Origin of the sequence: Serratia sp. 2C06 (assembly GCF_050037615.1) — a bacterium.
Taxonomy (GTDB): Bacteria; Pseudomonadota; Gammaproteobacteria; order Enterobacterales; family Enterobacteriaceae; genus Serratia; species Serratia ureilytica.
On sequence record NZ_CP188299.1, the window covers coordinates 2,076,257 to 2,102,628 of the forward strand.

Genomic DNA, 26,372 nt, shown 5'->3' on the forward strand with positions numbered 1-26,372 from the left:
CGGGCGTGGCCCGAAAAGTCATCCCTGGCGCCGGGTATTCAGCGTTTTTTCATCAATGGCAGCATGCGCACCAGCGCATTGTCCTTGACGATGTAGTGATGGAACAGCGCGGCGGCGGCATGCAGGCCGATCAGCCAGTAGCCGAATAAGGCCAGCGTTTTATGCCAGCCGATAATCATCCGCGCCTGCGGCCGATCGGCCACGTCGGTGAACGGCATCGACAGGCCGAACAGATACCACTCCTTGCCGCCCAGATAGCGCGAATACACCCCCAGCACTGGCAGCGTCAGCAGCAGCAGATAAATCAGGGTATGCGTCAGGTGCGCCAGGCCGGTTTGCCACTTCGGCGGTTTGGGCGCGATGGCGGGCGAGGGGCGGCGCCAGCGCAGGAGCAGGCGGGCCAGCATCAGCGCAAACACCGTCACGCCGCTGCTGAAGTGGGTGATAACCAGCGCGTACCACGGTGCGCTGCCCGGTTCGGCAAAGCCCCGCAGCTCGATGGTGACGCAGGTGATGACCAGCAGGATCGCCACCAGCCAGTGCAGGCGAATTTGCCACGGCATGTAGGTGTTCTGCACCGGGTTACCTTTTGATGTTAAAGGGTCTGTGCGCCGATGGTAACGAAATGTTACATCGGAGGAAAGCGCGTGCGCGCAATTTAGGCAAAACGCCAGGCTCAACTCACTTATTAAGCGATTGGTTTAGTGGGATATGCGCCTGGCGATAGGTGAGCATCGCAAGTTATGAAGCTAATAAACGACAGTTTCAGAGGCTGGCAGCTTATTAAGCGATGAGGCGGGTAGCGCCGCAGCTCTCGCCGCGGCGCCTGGGATCAGTTCAATTTGGCCTTGGCGAAGTCGCTGCCGTTCACGTCCACCACGTAGCCGCTCAGGTTGCTGCGGGTGGCGTAGAACACTTTGCCGGTGGCCAGCGGCAGCCACGGCGCCTGTTTGGCGAAGATCACCTGCGCCTGTTGATACAGCTTGGCGCGCGCCTGCGGCTGATTCTCCTGAATCGCCTGCTGGATCAGGCTGTCGTAATCCTTATCGCACCAGCGCGCCACGTTGGCGCCGCTCTGCACCCCGGCGCAGCCGAGCAGGGTGGCGAAGTTGTCCGGATCGCCGTTGTCCGACACCCAACCGTACAGCGCGCTCTGCTGTTCGCCTTTGCGCAGCCCGGCCAGATACTGGCCCCACTCCCAGGTGACGATCTTGGCTTTCACGCCTACCTTCGCCCAGTCGCTCTGGATCATCTCGGCGATGCGCTTCGAGTTCGGGTTGTAGGGGCGCTGTACCGGCATCGACCAGATGTCGGTCTCAAAGCCCTGCTCCAGCCCGGCCTGCTTCAGCAGCTCGCGCGCCTTCTGCGGATCGTAGGCGTATTCCGGCAGTTTATCGTTGTAGCCCAGCATGCCCGGCGGCAGCAGCGAGTTGGCCGGCGTGCCGCTGTCTTTGAACACTGCGGCGACGATCGCTTTCTTGTCCACTGCATAGCTCAGCGCCTGGCGCACCAGCAGGTTGTCGAACGGTTTTTTCTGGGTGTTGAACGCCAGATAGCCGACGTTCAGCCCGGTGATGTCGTGCAGCTGCAGGTTGCCGTCGGCCTTGATGGCGGCGAACTGTTCCGGCAGCGGCGCGGGGATGATCTGGCATTCGTTGGTCTTCAGCTTGGCCAGCCGGGTTTGCGGATCCGGCGTAATCGAGAAGATGAGGTGCTTGCTGGCCACTTCGCCCTGCCAGTAGTGCGGGTTGGCGATGTAGCGGATCAGCGAATCCTGCTTGTACTGCTGCAGCGCGAACGGCCCGGTGCCGATCGGCCAGTTGTCGACGTATTCCGGCGTGCCCTTTTTCAGCATGGCGTCGGCGTATTCGGCGGACAGGATTGAGGCGAAATCCATCGCCCAGTCGGCGACGAAGGCGGCGTTGGGCTGGCTCAGCGTGAAGCGCACGTGGTGTTCGTCCACCGCTTCCACCTTGGTGATCAGCTTATCCAGACCCATGTCGGTGAAGTATTCATAGTTGCCGCCGGAGACCTTGTGATACGGGTTGGCCGGATCCTTCTGCCGCATCACGGTGAACACCACGTCTTCGGCGTTGAAGTCGCGCGTTGGGGTGAAGTATTTGTTGCTGTTGAATTTTACCCCCTGGCGCAGGGTAAAGGTGTAGGTCTTGCCGTCCGGGCTGACGCTCCACTCGGTTGCCAGCGACGGGGCGGGCGTTTTATCGCTTTCGCGCAGCGTCACCAAGCGGTTGTACAGCACCTGCGAGGTGGCGATAAAGGTCGGCCCGGAGCTGGAGAGCTGCGGGTTGAACGATTCCGGCGAGGCGACGGTGCAGTACACCAGCGCATCGGAAGCGGCCAGCGCGCCGCCCGCCGACAACAGGCCGCAGCCGGCCAGCACCAATCCGGCGATAGGGTGTTTTAAAAACGTCAAGGCAAGATCCTCAGGTGGAGTGGGCCGTTACCGGCGAATTGAATTAACTATAGATAACGGATGGCGAGACCGGGAACAAGCGTCTCACCTGCGCATTCTGTGCGCCGCGCGTTGCTTGCCAAACCGCTTTACTCGCTCTCGCGCCCGCGGTCGGCATCATAGCGCTCGCGGGCGGCGTCCAGCTCGGGGAAATGGTATTCCGCCCACTTATCCAGCGCCGTCAGCGTCTCGACCAGCGAGCAGGCGACGGCGCTGAGCCGGTATTCCACATGCGCCTGATTCTTTTCACTTAAATCCAGCCGCTCGAGCAGCCCGTTGCGTTCCAACTGGCGCAGCGTTTGCGTCAGCACCTTCTGCGAAATGCCGTCGATGCGGCGCAGCAGTTCGCCGTTGCGCATCGGGCGCTGCGCCAGCGCAGGCAGGATCAACATCACCCACTTGCCGGAGATCAGCGCCAGCGCATCGCGCGCGGAACACTTGCTCGAATAGACGTCGCCGGGATAAGCCATTGGGGGTTACCTTCAGGTGCGTAATTGCCAAGGGGGCGATAAAGCCACAGCATAACAGCACCACCTTACAACGGGAGACACAGGATGAACGTGCTGATTGTGCTGGCTCACCCCGAGCCGCATTCTTTCAATGCCCATTTGGCCGAACAGGCGCGGCAGGCTTATCTGGCGCAGGGGCATCAGGTGAAGACGGTCGATCTGTATCAGGAGGGGTTTGATCCGCGCGAGGGCGCCGGCCATTACCCCAGCAGAAAGCAGGCGGACCGGTTCGATGCGATGCAGGAGCAGCGCCATCACTGGACGATCCAGGCGCTGCCGGCGGAGATCCGGCGGCATATCGAGTTGCTGCGCTGGGCGGATACGCTGGTGCTGCAGTTCCCTTTCTGGTGGTTCGGCGCGCCGGCCATCATCAAGGGCTGGATGGATCGGGTATTCGTTTACGGCGGGCTCTACGACAGCCGCCACCGCCATGAGAACGGCGTGATGCGCGGTAAGCGGGCGCTGCTGACCGTCACCGCCGGCGCTTCCGCTCAGGCCTGCGCCCCGGATGGGCGCGACGGCGATATGCGGCTGATGCTGTGGCCAATCATGCATGCGCTGCACTATATCGGCTTTAGCGTGCTGGAGCCGTTCCTGGTCTATGGCGTGCGCGGCGGGCTGGCGGGCGAGGAACGGCAGGCGCAGAACGCCGCTTTGGCGCAGGTGACGCAGGCGTATCGGGTTGGCTTAAGCGATCTTGCCGCCTGGCCGGCGGTGCCGTTCAACCGCAATGAAGATTTTGACGCCGATCTGGCGCTGAAGCCCGGTGCGCCGGTCTACAGCCCGTTCGTGCGGCACCGCGATCCGGTTTAGAACCCGGCCTTCAGCAGTTCCTCGCGCAAGTCGTCGATAATCGCCGGTTCGATGTCGGGGAACTGCTGCTGAATATCGGCGATGGCTTCGGCCACGCTCGGGCCGGCGAAGGTGCCGGAGAAGGGCAGCAGCGGCAGGTTGGCGTCGCTGTCCGGCAGTTCGCCGCGGATGGTGCCGGTGATCATGCCCGCTTTTTTTTCCGCCGTGAGGTCGTACTCCCCCACGTTTTTGTCGATCGGTTTCATTGGCCGCCTCGCAGTCGGTGAGTGTTTACCCTGTTCTGTTAAAGCATAGTGTTTCAGGCAATGAATACCAATCAATGTATATAATATTAATATAAAACAAGGTGATGCGCGTTTTGTCGTTTGACGTTCGCCGGGGGGCGGCGTTATGCTCGTGGCGCTAAAGGGACCTTCCTCACTGACAGGGACAGACGACATGAAAAGACTGAAAAGCGCGGCGCTGTTGTTGCCGCTGCTGGCGCTCAGCGCCTGCACCCATCACCTCAGCAGCGCCGAGCAGCATGCCAAGCACTACATTTATCAAACGCGCGACGACTTCGATCCGCAATTCCGCACCGATGTGAACGGCAGCATTAAAAACGCCGTGCCGATGTTCGAACAGTTCTACCAATGGGGGAAAAAGGATCGCGTGGCGGGCGTGGCGCGCAGCGAGGCGCAGAAAAAGGCCGACTATCTGGCCAGCCCGGAATTCCAGCAGAACATGGAACACAAAACCATTTTCATCAACCGCACTTACAGCAGCGCCGACAATCCTAAACGCCGCCAGGTGTTCTCGCAGGAAGCGGTAGGCGCGTACTGGGACGGTTACGAAGGGCGCTGAACATAATCCCTCACAAATATACCCGTCATACTTGAAGCTGCATCTGTGTTGACTGCGAGCGCTCACCCCAGTCACTTACTTGAGTAAGCTCCTGGGGACTCCCGCTCTTGCCGCCGTGATGCAACTCCAATTATTTAGGGTATAGAAGGTAATAAAAACTGGTCTTCTGGCGGTTATTTGATTATAAAAACCGCCGCTAAGGACGATGTTCATAGATGAAACCAGGAGTGTTTATGTTGGCAAAAGTTAAGCGTTCGTTCGCCGCCGCCGTCGTATTGATGTTGGCGCTGCCCGCGGTTCAGGCCGCGGATTACCGCGCGGGCGAGCAATACACCCGGCTGGATAAGCCGGTGGCCGCCGCGCCGGCGGTGGTGGAGTTCTTCTCCTTCTACTGCGGCCCTTGCTATCAGTTCGCCGAAACCTACCGCGTGGGCAGCACCGTGGCGCAGGCGCTGCCCGCGGGCGAGAAGGTCACCAAATATCACGTCAGCCTGATGGGCAAACTGGGCAATGCGCTGACCGAAGCCTGGGCGGTGGCGACGGTGCTGGGCGTGGAAGACAAGATTGAAGGGGCGATGTTCGACGCGGTGCAAAAACAGCGCGCCGTCAACAGCGCCGACGATATACAGCGGGTGTTCACGGCGGCCGGCATCGATGCCGCCACCTATGAAAACGCGCGCCATAGCCTGCTGGTCAAAGGGTTGATCGCCAAGCAGAATGAAGCGGTGAAAGCGTTTGACGTGCGCGGCACCCCGTCGTTCTACGTGGCCGGCCAATACAAGATAGACAATGCCGGCATGGCCGCCACCAGTGTTGAAGGCTACGCCAAAGAGTACGCGGCGGTGGTGCGTTACCTGTTGGACAAACAGCCGTAAACCGGGCCGTTAGGGCCCGGTGTCAGCCGCCGGGTCTATTTCGCCGCGGGTAAATCCAGCGCCTGACGCAGCTCATCACGGGCTTGCCGATACTGCTGCTGGAAATCCTGCTGTTGCGAAAGCTGCTGGCTGATCACGCTGCCGGCGATGCGGCCCATCTCGATATCGGAAGGGTAGTGGATCCCCGCCACCACCCGGTTGTCGCCATATTGCCAGGCGCGCGTCATGATGGCGGCGCGCTTCTCCGGCACCATGTTGGCCAGGGTGATGCCCATCAGCGTGCCCAGCGTGGTGTGGCCGGAAGGCCAGGAGCCGGAGCTGGAGCGCTTGACGATCGGCTCGATGCGGCTGTCCAGCATATGCGGGCGCGGGCGCTTCCAGAAATCTTTCGCCGGATCGACCACCGCCGCTTCGGTCGCTACGATGCGATCGAAGAAAGCGCTCACGGCCGGCAACGCTTTGGCGTTGAACTTCGGCCCCATCACATTGCTGTACACCCAGACGTTCTCTTCCGCATCCGCCTTGGCCTGGCTGGCCATTTCCGGCGTGCGTTTTTGCTGCATGTCGAGGACTTCCCGCAGTTCGCGCTGGGTCTGCGCCGAGTCGTTGGCCGGCGGCGGCGGCAGGATGTGGGTCAGATCCACCTGCTGCGCGGTGGTGAACGGTTGGGCTTCCTCTGCCGCCTGCGCATGGAACGCGGCCAGGGCGCTGGTGGTAAACAAACACAGCGCTAAAACAGATTTTTGCAATGATTTCATCGGGTCATGTCCAGGGTGTCAACGTGAAGGGGGAGCAGCCTGTATCTTTGGCGAGGCCTGTGAAGATGAGATGACGATTTCGTGACGGATTGATGACGACGCGCCGGGCGAACTGTGATCGCGGCGCCAAATCCCCCGCTCGCCATTGATTGTGTGTTAACGGATTGTTATGGTGTTTTTCTGTTCAACGGCGCAGCACCGCCGGCGTTTGAAGGGAGAGATCATGACGGCATTGGCAACGCTCCGGGACGCCGGCTTCGAAGAGTGGCTGGGGAAAATCAATACCGCCTGCGGCCGATTCTGCGCAAAAACGCTGGGGCCAGGCTTCAGCGGAGCGATGCAGGAGTTTCGCGCCCATGCCCTGCGCCTGAGCGTGGTCGACGTGGCCCAGGCCCGGCTGTATCGCACGCCGCGTGAAATCGCCCGCAGCGACGGCGCGCACTTTTTTACCGTCTTCCAGCTGCGCGGCAGCGCGTTGATGGAGCAGGGCGATCGCCAAACGATGCTCTCTCCCGGCGACATGACGCTGATCGACGCCTCACAGCCCAGCAGCTTCACCTTCCAGCGCGATTCGCGCCAAATCTCACTGCTGTTGCCGCGCGGCTGCCTGCCGCTGCCGCCGCCCTGCGCGCAGCGTCTGGGGGCGGAGCTCAGCGCGGTGCGCCTCAGCCGCCAGCTGGTGCTGAGCAGCATGCAGGATCCTCAGCTCGCCGCGGCGGAAAGCGAGGCGGTGCTGAATGCGCTGGCGGCGCTGCTGCGCCCGGCTCTGGCGCTCGAACAGGCGCGGCCGGAAGGGCAGCACCCGGTCTTTGACAAGGCGCTGGCGCTGATCGACAGGCATATTCAGTCGGCGCAGCTGCGTCCTGAGTGGGTAGCGGCCGAGTTGGGGGTGTCATTACGCAGCCTGTATCGGGTGTTCGCCCGTCAGGGGCTGGTGGTGGCGCAGTACATCAGGAACCGCAGGCTGGATCTGTGCGCGCAGGCGCTGCGCAGCGCCGCCGGGCAGGAGAAGCTGGCCGGTGTCGGCCTCGACTGGGGCTTCACCGATCACAGCCATTTCTCGACCGCTTTCAAGCAGCGTTTCGGCATGTCGCCGAGCGAGTACCGTCGGCAGTATCAGTAAATCAGGGCGCGGGCCAGGCCCGCGCCGCTGCACTCAATAGCGGATGCAGACCGATTTCGACTCGGTGTAGGCATCCAGCCAATCCGGGCCGAAATCACGGCCGCTGCCCGACTGTTTGAACCCGCCGAACGGCATGTTCGGGTCGATCAACGTATGGGTGTTGACCCACACGGTGCCGGCCTGAATGCGCGGCGTAAACGCCATCGCCTTTTGCAAGCTGGTGGTCCACAGGCTGGCGGTCAGCCCGAAGTCGGTGTCGTTGGCTTTGCTCAGCGCCTCTTCGGCGCTCGCCACCCGGATCAGGTTGACCACCGGGCCGAACACTTCCTCGCGCGTCAGGTTCAGCCGGTCATCCGGGTTGATCACCAGCGTCGGCGGAATGTAGAAGCCGTTGGCGTCCGGGCCGGCCGCGCCGCCGATAAGCTCGGCGTTTTTCGCCCGGGCGTCGTCCAGGTAGGCCGCCACCTTGTTGCGGTGCGCGAGCGACACCAGTGGGTTGATTTGCGCCCCGGTATCCATCCCCGGCCCGACCGATAGCGATTTCACCGCCTGTTCGAATCCGGCCACCAACCGATCGTAAATCGGCGCTTCGATATAAATTCGCGAGCTTGCGGCACACACCTGCCCCTGGTTGAGGAAGCTGCCGAGCATCAGGCCTTCGATCACCTGCTGCGGATCGGCATCTTGCAGCACGATGGCCGGGTTTTTACCGCCCAGCTCCAGCGTCACGCGGGTCAGGCGATCCGCCGCCGCGCGCGCGATGCTTTTGCCCACCGGCGTGGAGCCGGTAAAGCTGACTTTGGCGATCAGCGGATGTTCGGTCAGTGCCTTGCCGCACACGGTGCCGCGGCCGGTGACCACGTTGAACACGCCCGGCGGTACGCCGGCTTCGCTCGCCAGTTCGGCGATGCGCAGCAGGGTGAGCGGGGTGGTTTCCGACGGCTTGATGACGATGGAGCAGCCCGCCGCCAGCGCCGGCATGACTTTCCACATGCCGATCATCAGCGGGAAGTTCCAGGGCACGATGCCGGCGACGACGCCGATCGGCTCTTTGCGGGTATAAACCTGATATTTGGCGCCCGGCGGCATCGGAATGGAGACGTCCAGCGTCTGACCGGTGATTTTGGTCGCCAGCCCGGCGGTGTAACGCATCCAGTTCAGGGTACTGCCGACTTCGAAAGCGCGGGCGATGTTGATGGATTTACCCTGCTCCAGGGTTTCGAGCTGCGCCAGCTCTTCGGCGTGCTGCTCCACCAAATCGGCGAAGCGCAGCAGGATGCGTTCGCGCTCGACCGGCAGACGCTGCGCCCAGACGCCTTCGCTGAAGGCTTTGTGGGCGGACTCCACCGCCTGCGCCACGTCGTGTTCGTTGGCGTCGGCGGTGGTGGCGATTTGCTGCCCATTGGCGGGGTTATACACCGCCAGGCGGCCTTCCGCAGCGGACGCGCGCCACTGGCCGTCGATATACAGCCCATGCTGACGATCGAGAAAACGCGACACGCTATCCAGCACGGCTACGGTATTGTCAGACATACATCCTCCGATCAGGCTCATCAGGTTATCGTTAACCCTGAGAGTCTAGATCAGCGGTAAAGCGGCGGCTTTGCTCTGCCTGACATTCGATTTGTCCTGCGTGTCATTTTGCCGTGACGGAACAGTAAACCGCGGCCGGCGGGTGCCGGCCGGGAAGGATTACGAACTCAGGGTCGCCAGACGGGTGGCGAAACCGAGGAACAGCAGGCCGATCAGGCCGTTGCCGAGCTTCGCCAGGCCTTTCTTGTGGTTGAAGAAATGCGCCAGCATCGCGCCGGAGAAGATCAGCGTGCTCATGTAGATAAAGCTGACGGCTTCGAGGATCAGCGCCAGAATGGTGAACGACAGCCCGGTGTGCGCGTAGTTGAAATCGATGAACTGCACGAAGAACGACACATAAAACAGAATAGCTTTCGGGTTGGTCAGGCTCAGCGTCAGCGATTTGCGCAGAATGCTGTGGCCGCCTTCAATCTGTTGCTGTTGCGCCTGCGCCTTCTGCACGAAGGTGGCGTAGAGGATTTTTGCGCCAAGGAACAGCAGGTAAATCGCGCCGAGAAAACGCACCAGGGTAAACAGGAACGGCGTGGTGCGGATCAGCGAAGCCACGCCGATATAGGCGCAAAAGATCAGGATCGCATCGCCGATAAACACGCCCAGCGCCGCGGTATAGCCGGCGCGCACGCCGCGCGATATGCCGGTTTTCAGCACGTACAGCGTATTCGGCCCCGGCAGAATGATGATGAAGACCACCCCGGCCAAATAGGTCCATAAATTCAGGACGCCAAAACTCTCTAACACAATAACCTCTCCATGCGCGCAACTAACAGGCAGAAACACTGGCCACGCCCGTGGCCGGCCGCGATCCTAACGCCGTGCAACCGGGTTGGCAACGTAATAAACTTCATGTTGTTGGTTAAAAATTGTCGAAAGATTGTTGAAAACGTCGGCGCCGAATTAAAAAGCAAGAGTCGGCGTGTTTCGCCAACGGCCCGTCACTATGCTGGTTAACATCGAAACCGCAGTGAGGAACGGATGATGAAAAACGTAATCGACAGCGCCGATCCGCGCTGGCTGGCGATTGTCAGCCGCGACAAGCACGCCGACGGCCGCTTTATCTACGCGGTGAAAACCACCGGCGTGTATTGCTCGCCTTCCTGCCCGTCACGCCAACCGAATCGGCAAAACGTGGAGCTGTTTGACGACGCGGAGCAGGCGGAGGCGGCCGGCTATCGGCCCTGTAAACGCTGCCGGCAGGGGCTGACGCCGCTGACGGAACAGCATGCGCGGCAGATAGCTGAGGCCTGCCGCTATATCGAGCAGGCGGAAAAAGCGCCGTCGCTGCAGACGCTGGCGCGCCACGTCGGGTTGAGCCAATACCATTTCCACCGGCTGTTCAAAGCGATCACCGGCCTGACGCCGAAAGGCTACGCCGACGCGCAGCGCAGCCAACGCTTACGCGCCGGTCTTACGCAGCGGGAAACGGTGACCGACGCGATCTTCGACGCCGGTTATGGCGCCAACGGCCGCTTCTACCAGCAGGCCAACGCCGCGTTGGGCATGACGCCGAAGGCCTATCGGGCGGGCGGCAAAGGCATGCGCATCCATTTCGCCGTCGGGCGCTGTTCGCTGGGCGAGATCCTGGCGGCCCAGAGCGAGGTGGGCATCTGCGCCATTCTGCTGGGGGACGATGCGCAGCAGCTGGTGCAGGATCTGCAGGACAAATTCCCCAACGCCGAGCTGATCGGCGGCGACGCGCAGTATGAAGCGCTGATGGCGCAGGTGGTGGGCCTGATTGAAGCGCCGGAGAACGGGTTGGCGCTGCCGCTGGATATTCGCGGCACCGCGTTTCAACAGCGGGTCTGGCGGGCGCTGCAGGCGATACCGGTCGGCGAAACCGTCAGCTATGCCGATATCGCTCGGCGCATTGGGGCGCCCAAAGCGGTGCGCGCGGTAGCCGGCGCCTGCGCCGCCAACATGCTGGCGGTGGCGATCCCCTGCCACCGGGTGGTGCGCAACGACGGCACGCTGTCCGGCTACCGCTGGGGCGTCGATCGCAAGAAAGCGTTGCTGGAAAAAGAGGCGCAGCGATGAGCGGCGCGCTGGTGACCCGGCTGGCCGAATTGGACTGGGCGGCAATTGAACGTGAACTCGATGCGCAGGGCTGCGTGCGTCTGCCGGGCGTGCTCAGCCAAGAGCTGTGCCGCGAGCTTTCGGCGCTCTACCCGCAGGATGCGCATTTTCGCAGCCGCGTCGTGATGGCGAAGCACGGTTTTGGCCGCGGCGAGTACCGCTATTTCGCCTATCCGCTGCCGCCGCCAGTGGCCGAAGCGCGCAGACTGATGTATGCGCGGCTGGCGCCGGTGGCCAACCGTTGGAACGCCTTGTTGGGGCTGGAGACGCGTTATCCCGCCGCACATGAAACCTACCTGGCGGAATGCCACCGGGCCGGCCAGCGGCGGCCGACGCCGCTGCTGTTGCGCTACGAAACGGGGGATTACAACTGTCTGCATCAGGACCTGTACGGCGAGCGGGTATTTCCGCTGCAGGTGGCGTTTCTGCTCTCCGCCCCCGAGCAGGACTTCACCGGCGGCGAGTTCGTGCTGACCGAACAGCGGCCGCGGATGCAGAGCCGGGCGGAGGTGGTGCCGCTGCAGCAGGGCGACGCGGTGGTGTTCGCCGTGCATCACCGGCCGGTGGCGGGGGTGAAAGGCTGTTATCGGGTCAATCTGCGCCACGGCGTCAGCCGAATACGCGCCGGCCAACGCCACTCGCTGGGGATTATCTTTCACGACGCGCTATAGCTTGCGCGCCAGCAGGGTGGCGAAGCGCAGCGAGATGCGGTTGCCGGCGGCGTCGGTCTTGTGCAGTTGGCCGACGTCTTCGTTGTATTTGAGGATCTCCCAGTCGCGATAATAATGCTTCAGCTCACCCGGGCTGAAGGTGAACGGGAACGGCAGCGGGCAGGGATAATCCTCGGTATCCATCGCCGCCACGATCAGGTTATGGCCGCCGCGCACGGTGCTGTCCTGCATGTTTTGCACGATAGACGGAATTTGCTGGCGTTCGAGGAACATCATCACCACGGTGGACAGGATGAAGTCGTATTCGCCGCTGAAGCGGTGGGTATTGAGATCCTGCACGCTGGCGCTCAGGCGGGTCAGCTGCTCGGCGTCGACGATCTGATTGAGGCGGTCTATCGACGGCGCGTGCTTGTCCCAGGCGGTGACGTCGAAACCTTTCAGATTGAGATAGAGCGAATTGCGGCCGCCGCCGCAGCCCAGATCCAGCGCCTTGCCCGGCGCGATGCGCGCCGCCGCCTCGATCACTTCAGAGTGGGTGCGCGTCAGTTCGTATTTCTTGTGGTAGTAATCTTCCGGCGTGCAGTAAAACGCCAGCCGGCAGGTCATGTCGTCCGAGAAGGAAACGATGCGATGCCACTGCTGCGGTGCGATAAACGGCGGCTGGCTTTCGGGACTGAACTGCCAGGTCTCGGTGGTGGCGCCGTCTTCGGTCATCATGGCGAACGTCAGGCTGCCGCTCAGCACGGTGAGCTTCGCCCAGGTGCCGCTCTGGGTGTTGTGGCGCTGACGAAAGGCTTCCGGCAGCGTTTCGCTGTTCCATTCCGGCAGGGTTTTATAGCAAAGCAACTGCTGCTCCATAGGGGGCTCCTCTGGCTGGGCAAGCAAAGTGATTTATATGATGTATATAAAATACATCTTTATCGATCGTTTGAACATAGCAGCCTGAAGGAAAGGCGCGGGGAGATCTTTATACTGGATTGTGCGCGGCGGCTGGGCTAATTTCAGTGCTGTTCATGTCATCACGTTCAGGGAAAAGATGCCGATACGCCGTTTATGCCACCCGAAGCCCCTCCGTTTGCTGAGCCTGGCCGCGCTGCTGGCGCTGGCGGGCTGTACCAGCAAAACCACCACCACCTCGCCGGCGGCGCGCCCCGCCGACGTCAAAGCGCGACTGATGACGCTGATCCCGGCCAATGCCGGCGACCGTCAGGGTTGGGCCACCGATATCACCGCCGCGTTCGCCGCGCAGGGCATCGAGCCGAGCGATGAGAACCTGTGCTCGGTGCTGGCGGTCACCGAACAGGAGTCGACGTTCCAGGCTAACCCGCAGGTGCCGGGGCTGCCGAAGATCGCCTGGAAGGAGATCGACCGCCGCGCCGATCAGATGCACATCCCGAACTTTTTGGTGCATACCGCGTTGAAGATCTCGTCGTCGAACGGCCAGAGCTACAGCGAGCGCCTGGATAAGGTGCGCACCGAAAAGGATCTGAGCGATATCTTCGATGACATGATCGACCGCGTGCCGATGGGGCAGAAGCTGTTCGGTCATTTGAACCCGGTTCATACCGGTGGCCCGATGCAGGTGAGCGTCGCCTTCGCTGAGGCGCATGCCAAAGGGTATCCTTATCCGGTTGACGGTTCGATTCGGCGCGAAGTCTTCAGCCGACGCGGCGGCATGTACTTCGGCATTATGCATTTGCTGGGGTACCCGGCCGACTATAGCCGGCCAATTTACCGCTTCGCCGACTTCAACGCCGGCTGGTACGCCAGCCGCAACGCGGCGTTCCAAAACGCGGTCAGCCGGGCGAGCGCCATTCCGCTGGCGCTGGACGGCGATCTGATCGACTTTGGCAGCGACAAGCCCGGCTCCACCGAGCTGGCGGTGCGCACGCTCGGCAAGCGCCTGAACATGAGCGACAGCGCCATTCGCCGGGCGCTGGAGAAAGGCGACACGGCCGACTTTGCCGATACCGACCTGTATAAGAAGGTCTATGCGCTGGCGGGCGGCAAGCTGCCGCGCGAGATGCTGCCGGGCATCCAACTGGAAAGCCCGAAAATCACCCGTAAGTTGACTACCGCCTGGTTCGCCAAGCGGGTGGATGAACGCCGCCAGCGCTGCATGGCGCGCGCCGGCGGTTAACCCTAAAGAAAACGCCGCCGGTGGCCTGAGTCACCGGCGGCGCGATCGCGCATCAGGCGCTGCGGCGCGGGTTGGTCAGGCCGAAGTTAAAGCTGTTGCAACGGTTGCAGAACTCTTTCATCACCGGCGGCGTGTCCATCATCGGCACTTTCACCTCGATAAACGCCAGCCTATCCTGCCGCGAGGCGTGTTCCAGGGCCATTTCCAGCTGTTGCGTGGTTTCCACCGCCACGCTGAACGGCTGCGATCGAGTATTCAGCACCGCCGGCAGTTTGGCGTAGTCCCACGGGCTGATGTCGTTGTAGGACGAGCTTTCGCCGAGGATATAGCGTTCGATGGTGTAGCCGTCGTTATTGATCAGGAAGATGATCGGCTTTTGCTCGCAGCGCAGCAGGGTGGACACTTCCTGCGCGGTCAACTGGAAAGAGCCGTCGCCGATGAACAGCAGGTGGCGGCGTTCAGGGGCCGCCATCAGGGTGCCGAGCAGCGCCGGCAGGGTATAGCCGATTGAGCCCCAAATCGGTTGGTTGACCACCTTGACGCCGTCCGGCATGCGCATGCCGCCGATGGCCGCGCCGGAGGTGCCGTTTTCCACCACCACCACGTCATCCGCCCGGATGAAGCGTTGGATGCGCCGCCACAGATAGGCCTGGTCGATAGGCGCGTCGCTCGGCGTCGCCAGCTTCTCATGCGGGCTGGCCAACGGCGCCAGGGGCTGCGCCGGCGCGTCTTCGCTCAGATCCAACAGCGCCTGCAGCAGATCCGCCGTCGACACCGCCGGGTAGGAGGTGTTGTCCAGCTTCATTGAGAACGGTTGGATGTCCACCTGAGCGGCGGCGGGAATGTGCTGGGAGAAATAGCCGGTGGTGGAATCCACCAAACGCACGCCGAAGCTCAGCACGCAGTCCGAGTGGGCCATGTGTTCATACAGTTCGGGGCGCGACAGATTGCCGCTGTAGCTGCCCATCCAACCGGCGGTGTTTTCCGGGATAATGCATTTGGCGGTGGGCATATTGGTCAGCGGAATGGTGAAGCGGTGAGCGACCGCGATGACCAACTGCTGCAACTGGTAGCGATCCACCATTTGATCGACCAACATGATTGGGCGCTGTGCGCGTTTGATTTTGGTTAACAGCGCCATCGCCGCTAATTGCACATTGTATTTATCGCTGGCCGGTAATTGCGGTGCCGTCGCCGCCGCGGCGATTTCAATTTCCACATCGCAAATATCCGACGGCAGCTGTAAATACACCGGTTTCTTCTCTATCCAGGCGCGGGAAATAACGCGTGGGATTTCTTGTGCGGCATTTTCCGGCGTAATCAAGGCTTGCGCAACGGTGAATTGTTTAAAGCAGTTCATGACGTTGTCGAAATTGCCATCGCCCAGGGTATGGTGCAAGAGCTGGTGATTTTTCATCGCATGCAGCGGCGGCGTGCCGGCGATGCAGATAACCGGCGAAGATTCGGCATAGGCCCCGGCGATGCCGGACAGCGCGGCCAGATCGCCGACGCCGTAGGTGACGATCAGCGCGCCGGCGCCTTTCATGCGGGCGTAACCGTCGGCGGCGTAGGAGGCGTTCAATTCATTGCAGTTGCCGACAAACGCCAGCCGCTCGTCGTTTTCCAGCAGCTCCAGCAGGCTGAGATTATAGTCGCCGGGCACGCCGTAAATACGATCGACGTTCAGGGCGTGAAGCTGTTGCAGAATGAATGACCCGATAGTTATTTTCATTGATTGCTCCGGATTATTTATCTTTATTTTGTCAGGCGAAAATCAGCAAAAATAAATTGCTGGCGATGTTGTGTCGTTAGCATTAACAGTTATTTAAAGTGTCGTCTTGTTCAAGACAGGCGTGGCAGCCGTTGAATAGGCGGTTTGTATTCGGCGCTTTACGCGATTGAATGATGTATAAATAGTGTGGTTATTATGCAGGAGGACGGTGCGGTATTTTTCCCTGGCGGTATATCGACAGAAAAATGGCGGCGTATTGGCATTTATCATGATGCAGAGCGAATCATCCGGTACTTTTGACGCCGCGTTAAATCCCATCGGGTGGCGTAACGCTACTTTGCTGGTAAATAAAGGCAGAAGCCGGCGCAAAGAGGCATTTTGGTGATCCGCCGCACGCTTATTTCATGAAACCATCGCGCAACCAATCAAAAACAAAAAATTAACAATGTCGCTTTTTTATTCGCGTCGTGTTGTCAGTTTTACTTTACGGGGCTGCAATGCGCGCCGCCTCGGGCCGGCGTAAACAAGCGTCGTTACGAGCGCTAATATAACGTGGCGACCATCACATTCCTTGGGGCCGATACGTAAACTTTTCTCTACGTGCGCCTGGATGGCGTATACCTACCAAAGGGCCTGCGTCCCAGCGGGGCTCGTCTGAGGGGGAAATAGCCATGAAAAGCTATCGACATGTGCTGGTGCTGATCCACGACGAGCGTGATGGGTTGCCGTTGCCGCGCGTCACCCTTCGGCGTTTTAAAATCGACTGTTCGGCCTTATTCTCTGGCGTTCGTGAACCGCCTCGATGTCGATGTGTTGGTCAAGCACCTGGCCCGCGAGTAGCGAACGACAAAGCGGACTTTTCCCACGGTTTTGCCGTCCGAAAGGCGCTAACATGCAGATGTCGGTGCAACCCGTTATAAACCAATGCGAATTTTCCGATGCTAAGTTTAACCAAAGCGAAACGGGCGTTGGATAAATTGGATACAGCTTGATCTTGCCTGGGCTATCGGTAAAAATCTTCGGCCGTATTTTTACAGGAGCTTTACCATGTTTCTCAAACGGACTCTGTTGGCATGTTCTCTGGCGTTGATATTTCCTGCACTGCCTTCTTACGCTGAGGTTAGTACAGAAAGTGGCAATACCGCGCAGGCCGAAAAACCGGGTCTATGGCAGCGCTTTACCCATAACGTGTCGGAGACCTGGAACAATTCGCCGAACCACGATCTCTATATTCCGGCCATCACCTGGCATAACCGTTGGACTTACGATGACGAACATATCGATAAGTACAACGAGCGCCCGTGGGGCGCCGGTTATGGCATCTCCCGCTACGACAGCGACGGTGACTGGCACGGCATCTACATCATGGCGTTCAAGGATTCCTTCAACAAGTGGGAGCCGATCGGCGGCTACGCCTACGAGAAGATCTGGCGTCCGTTGGATGACAAGGATTTCCGCCTGGGGCTGGGTTTCACCGCCAGCGTCACCGCGCGCGATAACTGGAAATATATTCCTATCCCGGCGCCGCTGCCGCTGGCTTCTATCGGCTATCAGCGGCTGACGTTCCAGGCGACCTACATTCCCGGCACCTATAACAACGGCAACGTGTTCTTCGCCTGGCTGCGCTGGCAGTTCTAAACTTCCTGAATTCCGAAAAACGGCGCGGCGGCGAGATAAAAGGAACTTGTCGCCGCAGGCGGCGTCGGAGAGGTATCCCGGCGCGCTGCGCCGATTGCATGCCGTTCTTACAGGAGTTTTATCACTATGATCACCAAACATCGTTTACTGCTGGCTTTGGCGCTGTCCGCGACCCTGGCCAGCGGCGCCACCCAGGCCGCCGGTCTGATGGATTCTCTCAACAGCGCGGCGGGCGAACTGAGCAAGTCTGGCGGCGAAAGCGGCGGCGGCATGTCGCTCTCCTCGTTGACCGGCCTGCTGAACGGCGGCGACAAGGCGTTAAGCTCCAGCAGCATGACCAACGCCGCCGGCATCCTGCAGTACTGTGTGAAAAACAACGTGCTGTCGGCTAACGGCGCCGAAGGGGTGAAAGATCAGTTGCTCAGCAAACTGGGCATCACCAGCACTGAAAACGCCAAGAGCCAGGATTATCAGCAGGGCCTGGGTGGCTTGCTGCAGACCGGTGAAGGCAAGAGCCTGGATCTCAACAGCCTGGGCACCTCGCAGATCACCGAGAAGGTGAAACAAAAAGCCTGCGATCTGGTGCTGAAACAGGGCAAATCCTTTATTTCATGATCAACCCACGGCGGAGCGTTCCGCCGTGGGTATTTTGCATAAGCTGGAAAAATGAAAAAAACGTTGATGCTTTCCCTGCTGGCAGGGATGACGATGTTGCAGGGGTGTTCCGTGAAATCCAACGATGCGCCGCCACCGCCGCAGGTGAAACCGATCGGCATGGCGAACCCGGCCGACGTGTATTGCACCAAAATCGGCGGCAAGCTGAACGCCAAAGAAAACGCGGCGGGCCAGTATTCGACCTGTACGCTGCCGAATGGGCAGGAAATTGAAAGTTGGGAGCTGTTCCGCCGCGATCACCCGGTGAAAAAGTAACCTCTGCGGCGCCGGCGACTCTGCCCGGCGCCCGATCAGAATTGCCGATCGCCTATCGACTGCAGCTGCAGGCTGCCGTCCTTTTGCAGCGATAACGGTATGCGCCAATCGCTCCGTTTATCCAGGTTGAACGGCCTGGAGCGGAACATGCAGCCGGTCTTGATGTTCTTGATTTTCATCACGTGTTCCGCATCCGCATTCATTTTAACCTCGAAGCTGCCGGCGGCCGGAATAAAGACTTCCGCCAGCTGCTGCGGCGCGGCGGGCGTTTCCATTTTGACCAACACCGCGAAATCGTTGCCTTGATTGTCCAGCGTCAGCCGATGCAGGCCGGTTGCGGGCAGGCCGGTCGGCTGATGCAGATAGCCGGCTGACGCGGGCCAGGGTTGCCCGGCATTATCGTGCAGCGGCCCGCCGCATTGCTCACGCGCTTCGCGCTGCGGCATTTCGCGCTTGATGGCGCGGTTGTAATCGGTGGGGGCGGCGAGGCTGAATTCGTCGTCATACTGGTGGGTGAGCAGATAGCGCTTGACGCCGAGCACCCCGAGGGCGACCAGCATGAAGAACAGAAATACCCTCAGGCGATTTTTAAAAATCAGCCCAAACAGCTTCCCGGGTAATTGAAACAGCCACCTTGCGATCGTCAATAACATCGTTTTCCCTTTACGCCCAAGCCGTTACGTCTGCGGTAACTTCGCTTGCCTCAGTATAGCCAAAGCGTTGCCACCGGGCGGCATGCGCCATGAAATTCCTGTTTTTTTATCCTAAACCTTCTTCCAACAGCAACAGCAGCAGGAAGCCGGCAAAGAACATCGCGGCGGCGAACGGGGTTTCCTTTCCGCCTTCATGCGCTTCGACCAGCAGCTCTTCGGTCACCAGGTAGAGCAGGGCGATCAGGCCAAAGGCCAGAAAGGCGGTCAGCCAAAATGCGCCCAGCATGGCCACCGGCGCCCCCAGCAGGCCGCCGATGGGCAACAGCAGCGCCAGGCCGACTATCGCAGCCATGACGCGCAGCCGCCTGCCGAGAAAGTCTTGCAAATCGCCGACGATCGACAATCCCAGGAACAGCACTTCCAGCGTTAACGCCAGCGTCAACAGCAGGCCGGCTTTGGCGCCGGCCGCGAAGGCAATGCCCAGCACCAGCCCATCGATAAAGATATCGACGCCGACCGCGGCGATAAAACCGACCGGCCCCTGCGCTTTTTCGCCCAGCCGCCGAACCAGCAACATTAACAGCACCCCCACAGCGCCGCCCAGCAACACCGCCAAAGGCGACTGCTGTTTGAGATCGGGCAAGATTTCGGTGGCGGCGGCGGCGAACACGATGCCGGCGGTAAAGTGATGGATGACGCGCATCGCGGCGTCGCCGGGGCGGCGATAGAGCGCCACCGCTGCGCCGACGACGGTGGCTGCGGCGGGAAACAGCGTATAAAGCACGGCGGAAGTCATCGCGTCATAATCCCTTATCTGTGATGTCACTTTCAGTCTAGACGAGCGCCGCCGCTTGAGTGTTGCCAAAAAAGTGTTTGTTCGATTGTGTACGTTTGTGTACATTCATGATCACTTTAGCATCGCCGGATTGACATGATGTCCAAACTGTTACCGAATGAGCGCCATCAGGCCATTCTCGACACGCTCCGCCAACAGGGGCGAGTGCTGGCTCTGGAGATGGCGCAGCGGCTGAATACCACCGAAGCGACCATCCGCCGCGACCTGCGTCAGCTGGCGGCACAGAATCTGTGCAAACGCATCTATGGCGGTGCGCTGGCGCCGACGCCGGCCGAAGGCCCCGTTGCGGCGCGCATTGCCCTCAGCGGCGATGAGAAGCTGGCGCTGGCGCAGACCGCGCTGGGGGTGATCGGCGAAGAACAGCTGATCTTCCTCGATGCCGGCAGCACCCACCTGTATCTGGCGGATCTGTTGCCGCGCGATCGGCGTTTGACGGTGGTAACCAATGCGTTGAGCATCGCCGGCAAAATGCTGGAACGGCCGGGGATCCGCACCATCCTGATCGGCGGCGAACTGGATGCGCAGGTCGGCGGCTGCGTGGACGCCAAGGCGGCGGAAGAGATCGACGGATTTCATTTCGATCTGGTGTTCACCGGCATTTGCGCCTACGACCCGGCCGGCGGCTTCTCCGCGTTGAGTTACCAGGACGCCACGTTCAAAAAGCGGTTGCTGACGCGCGCCGGCAGCGTGGCGGTGCTGTGCACCCGCGACAAACTCAATACCTACGCCCCCTACCCCTTCCTGCCCGCCGGGCGGGTGGATCATCTGGTGACGGCGCGCGGCGCGCACCCGCAGCTTGAGCAGCAGGTGGCGCAGGGCGGCGGCCAGATCTGGCACAGCGATTTATCGACCGGAGAATGATGATGAAAATAGCCCATGTTGCCCTGTGGACCCGTGACATCGACGCGCAGCTGGCGTTCTGGCAGCGCTATTTCAACGGTGAAGCGGGGGAGGAGTACGTCAGCCGCAATCGGCCGGGGTTCGTTTCCCGCTTCGTCAGCCTGGCGGCCGGGCCAACGCTGGAGATCATGCGCGTGCCGACGTTGCTGCCGGCGCAGGCGCAGGAGGAGCGGGTGGGCTGGGCGCACATCGCGCTGTCGCTGGGGGATGAGCGGCAGGTCGATCGGTTGGCGCAGCGCGCACGGCAGGAGGGCATCTTGCTGTCCGCGCCACGCTGGACCGGCGACGGCTTCTACGAGGCGGTCATTCGCGATCCGGACGGCAACGCGATCGAAATCACCGCCTGATTACTCTTCTTCAATGCTGGCGAACTGCTCACCCAGATAGTCGAGCAGCAGCCGCACCGCCGGCAGCAGGCCGCGGCGCGACGGGTAGACCGCGTGCACCACGCCGCCCTGCGGCTGCCAGCCAGGCAACAGTTGCACCAGCTCGCCGCGCAGCATGTCGTCGCGCATCATCATCGCCGGCAGTTGTACGATGCCGGCGCCGGCGATGGCGGCGGTGCGCAGCATCAGCATGTCGTCGGTGACCAGTCGCGGCGTGTGTTCCCACTCCACGCGTTCACCCTGCGGGCCGGTCAGCCGCCATTGGTGCTGGCCGCGCGCCGGGCCGAGATCGAGCGTCGGGTATTTACGCAGGTCTTCCGGCGTTTGCGCCGGCCCGAGGGTGCGCACCAGCGCCGGGCTGGCGGCGACGCACCAGGTGCGCTGCGCGAGGATCTTCAGCACCAGATCGCTGTCCTCCAGCGGCGGCGGCCGCACGCGGATCGCCAGATCCAACCCTTCCCCCACCACGTCCACCCGGCGGTTGGTGGCCTCCAGATGCACCGTCACCTTGGGATAATCGGCCATAAAGGCCGCCACCATGCTGCCGACGCGAGTGTGCAGGATCGCCACCGGGCAGGACATGCGCACCGTGCCGCAGGGCTCGGCGCGCGTCTGCTCGATCGCCTGCTGCGCGGCTTCCGCTTCCACCAGCATCGCCTTGCAGTGCGCGTAATAGGTTTGGCCGACCTCGGTCACCGAGAAGCGCCGCGTCGAGCGCTGGATCAGGCGCACGCCCAACCGCTCTTCCAGCAGCGCCACGCGGCGGCTGAGTTTGGATTTGGGAATGCCCAGCGCCCGGCCGGCGGGGGCGAATCCCTGGTGATCGACCACGCTGGCGAAGAAAAACAGGTCGTTCAGATCGGTCAGCATCGCATCCCTTATCGTTCTACCAGTAGAACGCTGAGTGTACATCTTGCCTACTACTGCAGCAAACCCCGGCGGATTAAACTTCTGACATCAACTTAAGGCCGTGAGGTCTGAAACGGGAGTTCAAGATGAAAAAAATCCTCGGTATTCACAACAGCCCGGAAGCACATTGGGTCGGTAACGGTTTCCTGGTGAATTCGCTGTTCTCTTATAACGATTTGGGAGCGGAAATGAGCCCGTTCCTGCTGCTGGATCACGCAGCGCCAACCAAATTCCGCTCCGCCTCCGGCACCCGTGGCGTGGGTCAGCACCCGCATCGCGGGTTTGAAACGGTGACCATCGTCTATCAGGGCGAAGTGGAACACCGCGACTCGACCGGCAGCGGCGGGGTGATTGGCCCCGGCGACGTCCAGTGGATGACCGCCGCCTCCGGCATTCTGCACGAAGAGTTCCATTCGCGGGACTTCTCGCGCAAGGGCGGCACCATGGAAATGGTGCAGCTGTGGGTCAACCTGCCGGCCAAGGACAAAATGGCCGAGCCGGGCTATCAGACGCTGCTGAACGCCGATATTCCGGTGGTTCCTCTGGCGGACGGCGCAGGGCAGGTGCGGGTGATCGCCGGTGACTTTGGCGGCCACGCCGGCCCGGCGCGCACCTTCAGCCCGCTTAACGTGTGGGACATGAAGCTGAATGCCGGCCATACCACCACGCTGACGGTGAAAGAAGGCCATACGCTGGCGCTGGTGATGCTGCACGGCGCGATCCTGGTTAACGGTGAAGACGTGGTGCGCGAAACCCAAATGGTGCGTTTCGACCGGGCGGGGGATGCGATCACCATCGAAGCCAACAACGACGTCGCGCTGTTGGTGCTGAGCGGCGAACCGATCGATGAGCCTATCGTCGGCTACGGCCCGTTCGTCATGAACAGCGACGCGGAAATCCAGCAGGCGTTCCGCGATTTCAACAGCGGCAAGTTCGGCAGCATGAACGCCGAAGCGAGCGCCGGTTGAACCTTGGCGCCTGGGGCGGACCGTGTTCCCCGGCTCAGGCGCTACACTTAAACCTCAACGCCCCTCCCTGCGGCGGGGCGTTTCATCCGCAACATCAACCCCACAGGAGTAAAACCATGACTGCAAATTACAAGCGCCTCGACAAAGACCAGGCCGCCGTATTGCTGGTGGATCATCAGGCAGGGCTGCTTTCGCTGGTGCGTGATATCGATCCCGATCGGTTTAAAAACAACGTGCTGGCGCTGGGTGATTTAGCGAAGTACTTCAACCTGCCGACCATTCTTACCACCAGTTTCGAAAACGGCCCCAACGGCCCGCTGGTGCCGGAACTGAAAGCCCAATTCCCCGATGCTCCCTTCATTCCTCGCCCTGGCCAGATCAACGCCTGGGACAACGACGATTTCGTCAAGGCGGTAAAAGCCACCGGCCGCAAGCAGCTGATCATCGCCGGCGTAGTGACCGAAGTGTGCGTGGCATTCCCGGCGCTGTCGGCGCTCAATGAAGGTTTCGAGGTCTTTGTGGTGACCGACGCCTCCGGCACCTTCAATGAGCTGACGCGTCAGTCGGCCTGGAGCCGCATGGAGGCCGCCGGCGCGCAGCTGATGACCTGGTTCGGCGTCGCCTGCGAGCTGCACCGCGACTGGCGCAACGACATCGAAGGCCTGGGCACGCTGTTCTCCAACCATATCCCGGACTACCGCAATCTGATGACCAGCTACAACACGCTGACGAACGGCAAGTAACGCGACGGCCCTTTACCCAACCTTTTGCCTCTCATCACGTTAAGCGCGTGTAAGCAAAGCGCAGCGGGGCGAAAAGGTAGCGAAAAGCGGCTTTCTCATGTGCCGGGGGCGGGGTAGCGTAATCCCGAACCCGGCAAATGAGGCAAACTCAATGAAACAAGTAATCAAGATCCTGGCGCTGCCCTGCATGGGCATGGCGCTGTTGTTCAGCGCGAGCGCGATGTCTGCCCCCGAGGCGCCTGCGGCCAAAGCGTTGCCGACTATGGCGGATGAACCGATGCGCATGCCGCCTTTCCCGGGCGGGCACCCGCCCAAGCCGGGGTTCTGCCGCGGCGGTGAGCTGTTCTGCGCCACCTCGGCCAGCGACAATCCGGTGGAAACCATCAACAAACTGACGGCGGTGATCCCGGCGGGCAGCGCCAAACATTACGAAGTGCGCGTCGCGGTGGTGGCGGTGCCTGACGCACCGCCCGGGCCTTAACACGCCCCGTCATCCCGCTCTGGCCTGGGCGCACCAGGCGCGTTAGGCTAAGGCGAGCATTTTTCGGGAGGCGGGATGACCCCTTTATCACAGCTGCCTTATCTGCAGCCCGGCGATCGCGCGTTGTTGTTCGACGGCGAATGCAACCTGTGTCATGGGCTGGTGAGATACCTTGTTCGCGCCGATCGGCAGCGGCGCATTCTGTTGGCGACGGTGCAATCCGTCGAAGGGCAGGCAATCCTGCAGGCGCTGGGATTGCCGACCGACCGTTTCGATTCCGTGGTCTATGTGGAACAGGGGCGCTGTTGGCTGCGTTCGGCGGCGTTGTTTCGGGCGCTGCGCCAAGTGGGATGGCCGTACCGCGCGCTGGCGCTGGCGCGTTGCTTGCCGCCGCGACTGGCGGACAAGATCTACGATGCGGTCGCCGGCAATCGCTACCGGCTGTTTGGCCGCAACGACGGCAGCGGCCTGCCGGGTGCCGACCAGCCCGGGCGCTATCTGCCTCGGCGGCGGGAGCCGCCGGCCTGAGCTTTACGCTTCTTTACCATCCAACCGCTTGAAATATCAGCACTCCAGCTCCATATAATGGGGCATTCAGCCAACAAGGAGCGCGTATGGGAATCAGTGAAGAAGAGCACATCCGCCGTTTGACCCAAGAGAAAAACGACATGGGCAATACGGCGAAATGGGTGGCGATCGTTTCCGCCGTCTACTTTGCCTTGATGGTGTTTTATGGCCATCCAACCGGCGTATTGGCGATGTCGGGCGCGGTATTCATTGTCTCTACCGCCACCTGGTTGAAAAAGCGCCAGAAGGTCAAATCTTACCGCATGGCGTTGGCCAAAATCAGCGACGATCAGCCCTGATAGTCGCAGCGCTTTAGCGTATACACCAGGCTCGGCGCCGCGCCGGGCACGTCATCCAGCGTATCCACCCGCTGCATGCCGATCTTTTCCAGCACTCGCCACGACGCCTGATTCTCCGCACGCACAATGGCGGAAATCTCCTCCAGCGCCAATCCGGCAAAACCGTATTGCAGCGATGCCCGCGCCATCTCGGTGGCCAATCCCATGCCCCAGACGCGAGTATCGAAGCGATAGCCGAGGTTCACGGTGCGCTGCGCCCCGAGCGGTTTCCGGGACAATCCGCCAAAGCCGATAATCCAATCCGGCCGTTCGCGCAGAGCGATCGCCCAGGAACCGTAACCCTGTTGTTGCCACCCGGAAATCCTCTCTTGCAGCGCCGATGCGGCCTGCGCTTCGCTGGTGAGTGGGCCGGCGGGATTGAAACGCTGCGTTTGCGGATCGCCGAAGATGGCGTAGAAACGCGCGAGATCCGCCATCACCGGTGGGCGCATCTGCAGGCGTTCACTGAAGAAAGGAGTGGAAGGATTAAAGCTTGTCATCGTTTCTCTCCGCTGGATAAATGAACAGTGTTCACTGTAGACCAGAATGGCGAAACGGGAAATCCCCCTCTGCGGGTGAGAGGGGGCGAAGGGAATTACAGGAAGGAGTCGTCGTCGTCGCTGTAATCGTCGTCGGCGTAGTCCGTGTCGTCCTGATAGTTGGCGTTCTGGAAGCCGTTGTCCGGGTTGAGGAAGCTGCCGCCATCGCCGTTGTTGAAGGTATCCAGGTTGTTGGAGGCGTCGAAATTGCGCATTGCGCTGTCGTCCAGCGGCGCCGGGGTTTCCTCGATAATATTTACGATTTCCTGTGGTTGCGAATGGCGGAACATGCCGGTCAGCATGTCGGCCAATACCACGCCGCCGGCGACGCCCGCCGCCGTTTGCAAGGCGCCTCCCAGGAAGCCGCCGGCGCGTGAAGGCGCCGCCTGCTGCGGTGGGGCATAGGCCGGTTGCTGCGGCTGCTGCGCGTTGTTCCAGGCCGCCGTATTTTGCTGCTGCGCCTGATACTGTTCGCGCGGGCTTGGCGTACTGCGGCTGCCGCCGCCAAACAGGCCGGCCAGGAAGCCGCCGCTGCTCTGCTGGCCGTTGGCGGTTTGCTGCAGCTGCGCCACCTGGGCCTCCAGCTCTTTGACCCGCTGATCCATCTGCTTGAGCGCCGCTTCCTGAATAATCATCGCCTGCGCCATGTAATAAGGGGCGGAAGGCTGCTCGCGAATATGCTGGTTGATTTGCTGCTCTGCCTGGAGATCCCGTGGGCCCGTCTTGGTCTCGGCTTCTTTCAGGCGGCCAAACAGACCATCGATAAGGCGTTGTTCTTCGGATTGCATAGGAGTACCTCAGGAGATAAATAACGGTGCTGGATGATCACTATCATCGGTATCAATTACCCTAGCGCGTTTACAT

The 26,372-nt window shown here is 61.2% G+C and carries 31 protein-coding genes; 17 read left to right on the top strand and 14 right to left on the bottom strand.

The annotated features are described in order from the left end of the window. Nucleotides 1–38: 38 nt before the first annotated feature. The 3 genes from cybB to ACP3TA_RS10255 form a co-directional block, all read right to left on the bottom strand. A complete protein-coding gene (gene cybB, locus ACP3TA_RS10245) occupies nucleotides 39–563 on the bottom strand; it encodes a cytochrome b561 (RefSeq protein WP_206196047.1) in 525 nt (174 codons plus the stop codon). Nucleotides 564–832: 269 nt separating this feature from the next. Then, on the bottom strand, nucleotides 833–2,434 hold the full coding sequence (locus ACP3TA_RS10250) for an ABC transporter substrate-binding protein (protein ID WP_103101596.1): 1,602 nt from the start codon (nucleotides 2,432–2,434) through the stop codon (nucleotides 833–835). A 128-nt stretch (nucleotides 2,435–2,562) separates the two neighbouring features. Then, on the bottom strand, nucleotides 2,563–2,943 hold the full coding sequence (locus ACP3TA_RS10255) for a winged helix-turn-helix transcriptional regulator (RefSeq protein ID WP_426784594.1): 381 nt from the start codon (nucleotides 2,941–2,943) through the stop codon (nucleotides 2,563–2,565). Nucleotides 2,944–3,027: 84 nt separating this feature from the next. On the opposite strand from ACP3TA_RS10255, the gene ACP3TA_RS10260 reads away from it, so the two are divergent. Beyond that, nucleotides 3,028–3,795 carry an NAD(P)H-dependent oxidoreductase gene (locus ACP3TA_RS10260; RefSeq protein ID WP_142001962.1) on the top strand — a complete coding sequence of 256 codons (768 nt, stop codon included), beginning with the start codon at nucleotides 3,028–3,030 and terminating at the stop codon, nucleotides 3,793–3,795. Here ACP3TA_RS10260 and ACP3TA_RS10265 read toward each other — a convergent pair. Next, nucleotides 3,792–4,040: a hypothetical protein gene (locus tag ACP3TA_RS10265; RefSeq protein ID WP_019454278.1), complete on the bottom strand. Its 249-nt coding sequence runs from the start codon at nucleotides 4,038–4,040 to the stop codon at nucleotides 3,792–3,794. The genes ACP3TA_RS10260 and ACP3TA_RS10265 overlap by 4 nt on opposite strands. 193 nt (nucleotides 4,041–4,233) lie before the next feature. On the opposite strand from ACP3TA_RS10265, the gene ACP3TA_RS10270 reads away from it, so the two are divergent. Then, nucleotides 4,234–4,638, top strand: a complete 405-nt coding sequence (locus tag ACP3TA_RS10270; RefSeq protein WP_206196035.1) for an Exc2 family lipoprotein — start codon at nucleotides 4,234–4,236, stop codon at nucleotides 4,636–4,638. Nucleotides 4,639–4,871: 233 nt separating this feature from the next. Then, on the top strand, nucleotides 4,872–5,513 hold the full coding sequence (locus tag ACP3TA_RS10275) for a DsbA family protein (RefSeq protein ID WP_033651040.1): 642 nt from the start codon (nucleotides 4,872–4,874) through the stop codon (nucleotides 5,511–5,513). A gap of 35 nt (nucleotides 5,514–5,548) precedes the next feature. Here ACP3TA_RS10275 and ACP3TA_RS10280 read toward each other — a convergent pair whose 3' ends face one another. Next, the gene (locus ACP3TA_RS10280) at nucleotides 5,549–6,271 is read right to left on the bottom strand and encodes an acid phosphatase (RefSeq protein WP_033641998.1); all 723 of its coding nucleotides are present in this window, start codon (nucleotides 6,269–6,271) and stop codon (nucleotides 5,549–5,551) included. Between the two features lie 223 nt (nucleotides 6,272–6,494). On the opposite strand from ACP3TA_RS10280, the gene feaR reads away from it, so the two are divergent. Continuing rightward, a complete protein-coding gene (gene feaR / locus ACP3TA_RS10285; RefSeq protein ID WP_206196034.1) occupies nucleotides 6,495–7,394 on the top strand; it encodes a transcriptional regulator FeaR in 900 nt (299 codons plus the stop codon). A gap of 33 nt (nucleotides 7,395–7,427) precedes the next feature. Here the strand turns inward: feaR and ACP3TA_RS10290 are convergent, their stop codons facing one another. Beyond that, a complete protein-coding gene (locus ACP3TA_RS10290) occupies nucleotides 7,428–8,927 on the bottom strand; it encodes an aldehyde dehydrogenase family protein (RefSeq protein WP_042783752.1) in 1,500 nt (499 codons plus the stop codon). Between the two features lie 159 nt (nucleotides 8,928–9,086). Then, nucleotides 9,087–9,725 carry a leucine efflux protein LeuE gene (leuE, locus tag ACP3TA_RS10295; protein WP_004940625.1) on the bottom strand — a complete coding sequence of 213 codons (639 nt, stop codon included), beginning with the start codon at nucleotides 9,723–9,725 and terminating at the stop codon, nucleotides 9,087–9,089. A 237-nt stretch (nucleotides 9,726–9,962) separates the two neighbouring features. Between leuE and ada the strand changes: the two genes are divergently transcribed. After that, nucleotides 9,963–11,018, top strand: coding sequence for a bifunctional DNA-binding transcriptional regulator/O6-methylguanine-DNA methyltransferase Ada (ada, locus tag ACP3TA_RS10300; RefSeq protein ID WP_042783753.1), 1,056 nt, complete (start codon nucleotides 9,963–9,965; stop codon nucleotides 11,016–11,018). Beyond that, the gene (locus ACP3TA_RS10305; protein WP_103101592.1) at nucleotides 11,015–11,728 is read left to right on the top strand and encodes a 2OG-Fe(II) oxygenase; all 714 of its coding nucleotides are present in this window, start codon (nucleotides 11,015–11,017) and stop codon (nucleotides 11,726–11,728) included. Before ada ends, ACP3TA_RS10305 begins: the two co-directional genes overlap by 4 nt. Here ACP3TA_RS10305 and tehB read toward each other — a convergent pair. Beyond that, on the bottom strand, nucleotides 11,723–12,586 hold the full coding sequence (gene tehB / locus ACP3TA_RS10310; protein ID WP_206196033.1) for an SAM-dependent methyltransferase TehB: 864 nt from the start codon (nucleotides 12,584–12,586) through the stop codon (nucleotides 11,723–11,725). The genes ACP3TA_RS10305 and tehB overlap by 6 nt on opposite strands. Before the next feature lie 178 nt (nucleotides 12,587–12,764). Here tehB and ACP3TA_RS10315 point away from each other — a divergent pair, with 178 nt between their 5' ends. After that, nucleotides 12,765–13,868, top strand: a complete 1,104-nt coding sequence (locus ACP3TA_RS10315) for a DUF1615 domain-containing protein (RefSeq protein WP_046897586.1) — start codon at nucleotides 12,765–12,767, stop codon at nucleotides 13,866–13,868. Between the two features lie 52 nt (nucleotides 13,869–13,920). On the opposite strand, the gene ACP3TA_RS10320 is transcribed toward ACP3TA_RS10315, so the two are convergent. Beyond that, a complete protein-coding gene (locus tag ACP3TA_RS10320; protein WP_206196032.1) occupies nucleotides 13,921–15,600 on the bottom strand; it encodes an alpha-keto acid decarboxylase family protein in 1,680 nt (559 codons plus the stop codon). Between the two features lie 1,047 nt (nucleotides 15,601–16,647). Between ACP3TA_RS10320 and pagP the strand changes: the two genes are divergently transcribed. From pagP to ACP3TA_RS10335, 3 genes are all read left to right on the top strand, one after another. Further along, nucleotides 16,648–17,238, top strand: coding sequence for a lipid IV(A) palmitoyltransferase PagP (gene pagP, locus ACP3TA_RS10325; RefSeq protein ID WP_033642007.1), 591 nt, complete (start codon nucleotides 16,648–16,650; stop codon nucleotides 17,236–17,238). A 126-nt stretch (nucleotides 17,239–17,364) separates the two neighbouring features. Beyond that, the gene (locus ACP3TA_RS10330) at nucleotides 17,365–17,853 is read left to right on the top strand and encodes a DUF2501 domain-containing protein (RefSeq protein ID WP_033651046.1); all 489 of its coding nucleotides are present in this window, start codon (nucleotides 17,365–17,367) and stop codon (nucleotides 17,851–17,853) included. 51 nt (nucleotides 17,854–17,904) lie between these two features. Continuing rightward, the gene (locus ACP3TA_RS10335) at nucleotides 17,905–18,168 is read left to right on the top strand and encodes a putative hemolysin (protein ID WP_019454261.1); all 264 of its coding nucleotides are present in this window, start codon (nucleotides 17,905–17,907) and stop codon (nucleotides 18,166–18,168) included. Nucleotides 18,169–18,203: 35 nt separating this feature from the next. Here ACP3TA_RS10335 and ACP3TA_RS10340 read toward each other — a convergent pair whose 3' ends face one another. Together ACP3TA_RS10340 and ACP3TA_RS10345 are read right to left on the bottom strand one after the other, a co-directional pair. Then, a complete protein-coding gene (locus ACP3TA_RS10340) occupies nucleotides 18,204–18,821 on the bottom strand; it encodes a hypothetical protein (protein WP_033642009.1) in 618 nt (205 codons plus the stop codon). 106 nt (nucleotides 18,822–18,927) lie between these two features. Continuing rightward, nucleotides 18,928–19,617 (bottom strand): hypothetical protein, encoded by a 690-nt coding sequence (locus ACP3TA_RS10345; protein WP_033651048.1) that lies wholly within the window; start codon nucleotides 19,615–19,617, stop codon nucleotides 18,928–18,930. A gap of 138 nt (nucleotides 19,618–19,755) precedes the next feature. Here ACP3TA_RS10345 and ACP3TA_RS10350 point away from each other — a divergent pair, with 138 nt between their 5' ends. Both ACP3TA_RS10350 and ACP3TA_RS10355 read left to right on the top strand, forming a co-directional pair. Beyond that, nucleotides 19,756–20,538, top strand: coding sequence for a DeoR/GlpR family DNA-binding transcription regulator (locus ACP3TA_RS10350; RefSeq protein ID WP_033642011.1), 783 nt, complete (start codon nucleotides 19,756–19,758; stop codon nucleotides 20,536–20,538). A 2-nt stretch (nucleotides 20,539–20,540) separates the two neighbouring features. Continuing rightward, nucleotides 20,541–20,924, top strand: a complete 384-nt coding sequence (locus ACP3TA_RS10355; RefSeq protein ID WP_033642012.1) for a VOC family protein — start codon at nucleotides 20,541–20,543, stop codon at nucleotides 20,922–20,924. Here ACP3TA_RS10355 and ACP3TA_RS10360 read toward each other — a convergent pair whose 3' ends face one another. Next, nucleotides 20,925–21,833, bottom strand: a complete 909-nt coding sequence (locus ACP3TA_RS10360) for a LysR family transcriptional regulator (RefSeq protein WP_164119887.1) — start codon at nucleotides 21,831–21,833, stop codon at nucleotides 20,925–20,927. Between the two features lie 125 nt (nucleotides 21,834–21,958). On the opposite strand from ACP3TA_RS10360, the gene ACP3TA_RS10365 reads away from it, so the two are divergent. The 5 genes from ACP3TA_RS10365 (at nucleotide 21,959) to ACP3TA_RS10385 (ending at nucleotide 24,930) form a co-directional block, all read left to right on the top strand. Beyond that, on the top strand, nucleotides 21,959–22,840 hold the full coding sequence (locus ACP3TA_RS10365; protein WP_089194337.1) for a pirin family protein: 882 nt from the start codon (nucleotides 21,959–21,961) through the stop codon (nucleotides 22,838–22,840). Between the two features lie 116 nt (nucleotides 22,841–22,956). Continuing rightward, nucleotides 22,957–23,583, top strand: coding sequence for an isochorismate family cysteine hydrolase YcaC (gene ycaC, locus ACP3TA_RS10370; protein WP_004928476.1), 627 nt, complete (start codon nucleotides 22,957–22,959; stop codon nucleotides 23,581–23,583). A 151-nt stretch (nucleotides 23,584–23,734) separates the two neighbouring features. After that, on the top strand, nucleotides 23,735–24,064 hold the full coding sequence (locus ACP3TA_RS10375) for a hypothetical protein (RefSeq protein ID WP_206196031.1): 330 nt from the start codon (nucleotides 23,735–23,737) through the stop codon (nucleotides 24,062–24,064). A 75-nt stretch (nucleotides 24,065–24,139) separates the two neighbouring features. Next, nucleotides 24,140–24,592: a thiol-disulfide oxidoreductase DCC family protein gene (locus tag ACP3TA_RS10380; RefSeq protein WP_033642016.1), complete on the top strand. Its 453-nt coding sequence runs from the start codon at nucleotides 24,140–24,142 to the stop codon at nucleotides 24,590–24,592. A gap of 86 nt (nucleotides 24,593–24,678) precedes the next feature. After that, entirely contained in the window at nucleotides 24,679–24,930 is a 252-nt protein-coding gene (locus tag ACP3TA_RS10385) for a hypothetical protein (protein ID WP_033642017.1), read from the top strand. Here ACP3TA_RS10385 and ACP3TA_RS10390 read toward each other — a convergent pair. Then, nucleotides 24,921–25,469: a GNAT family N-acetyltransferase gene (locus ACP3TA_RS10390; RefSeq protein ID WP_046688330.1), complete on the bottom strand. Its 549-nt coding sequence runs from the start codon at nucleotides 25,467–25,469 to the stop codon at nucleotides 24,921–24,923. The two genes, ACP3TA_RS10385 and ACP3TA_RS10390, sit on opposite strands and share 10 nt — an antisense overlap. Nucleotides 25,470–25,564: 95 nt before the next feature. Then, on the bottom strand, nucleotides 25,565–26,296 hold the full coding sequence (locus tag ACP3TA_RS10395; RefSeq protein WP_426784595.1) for a DUF2076 domain-containing protein: 732 nt from the start codon (nucleotides 26,294–26,296) through the stop codon (nucleotides 25,565–25,567). Nucleotides 26,297–26,372: the final 76 nt, after the last annotated feature.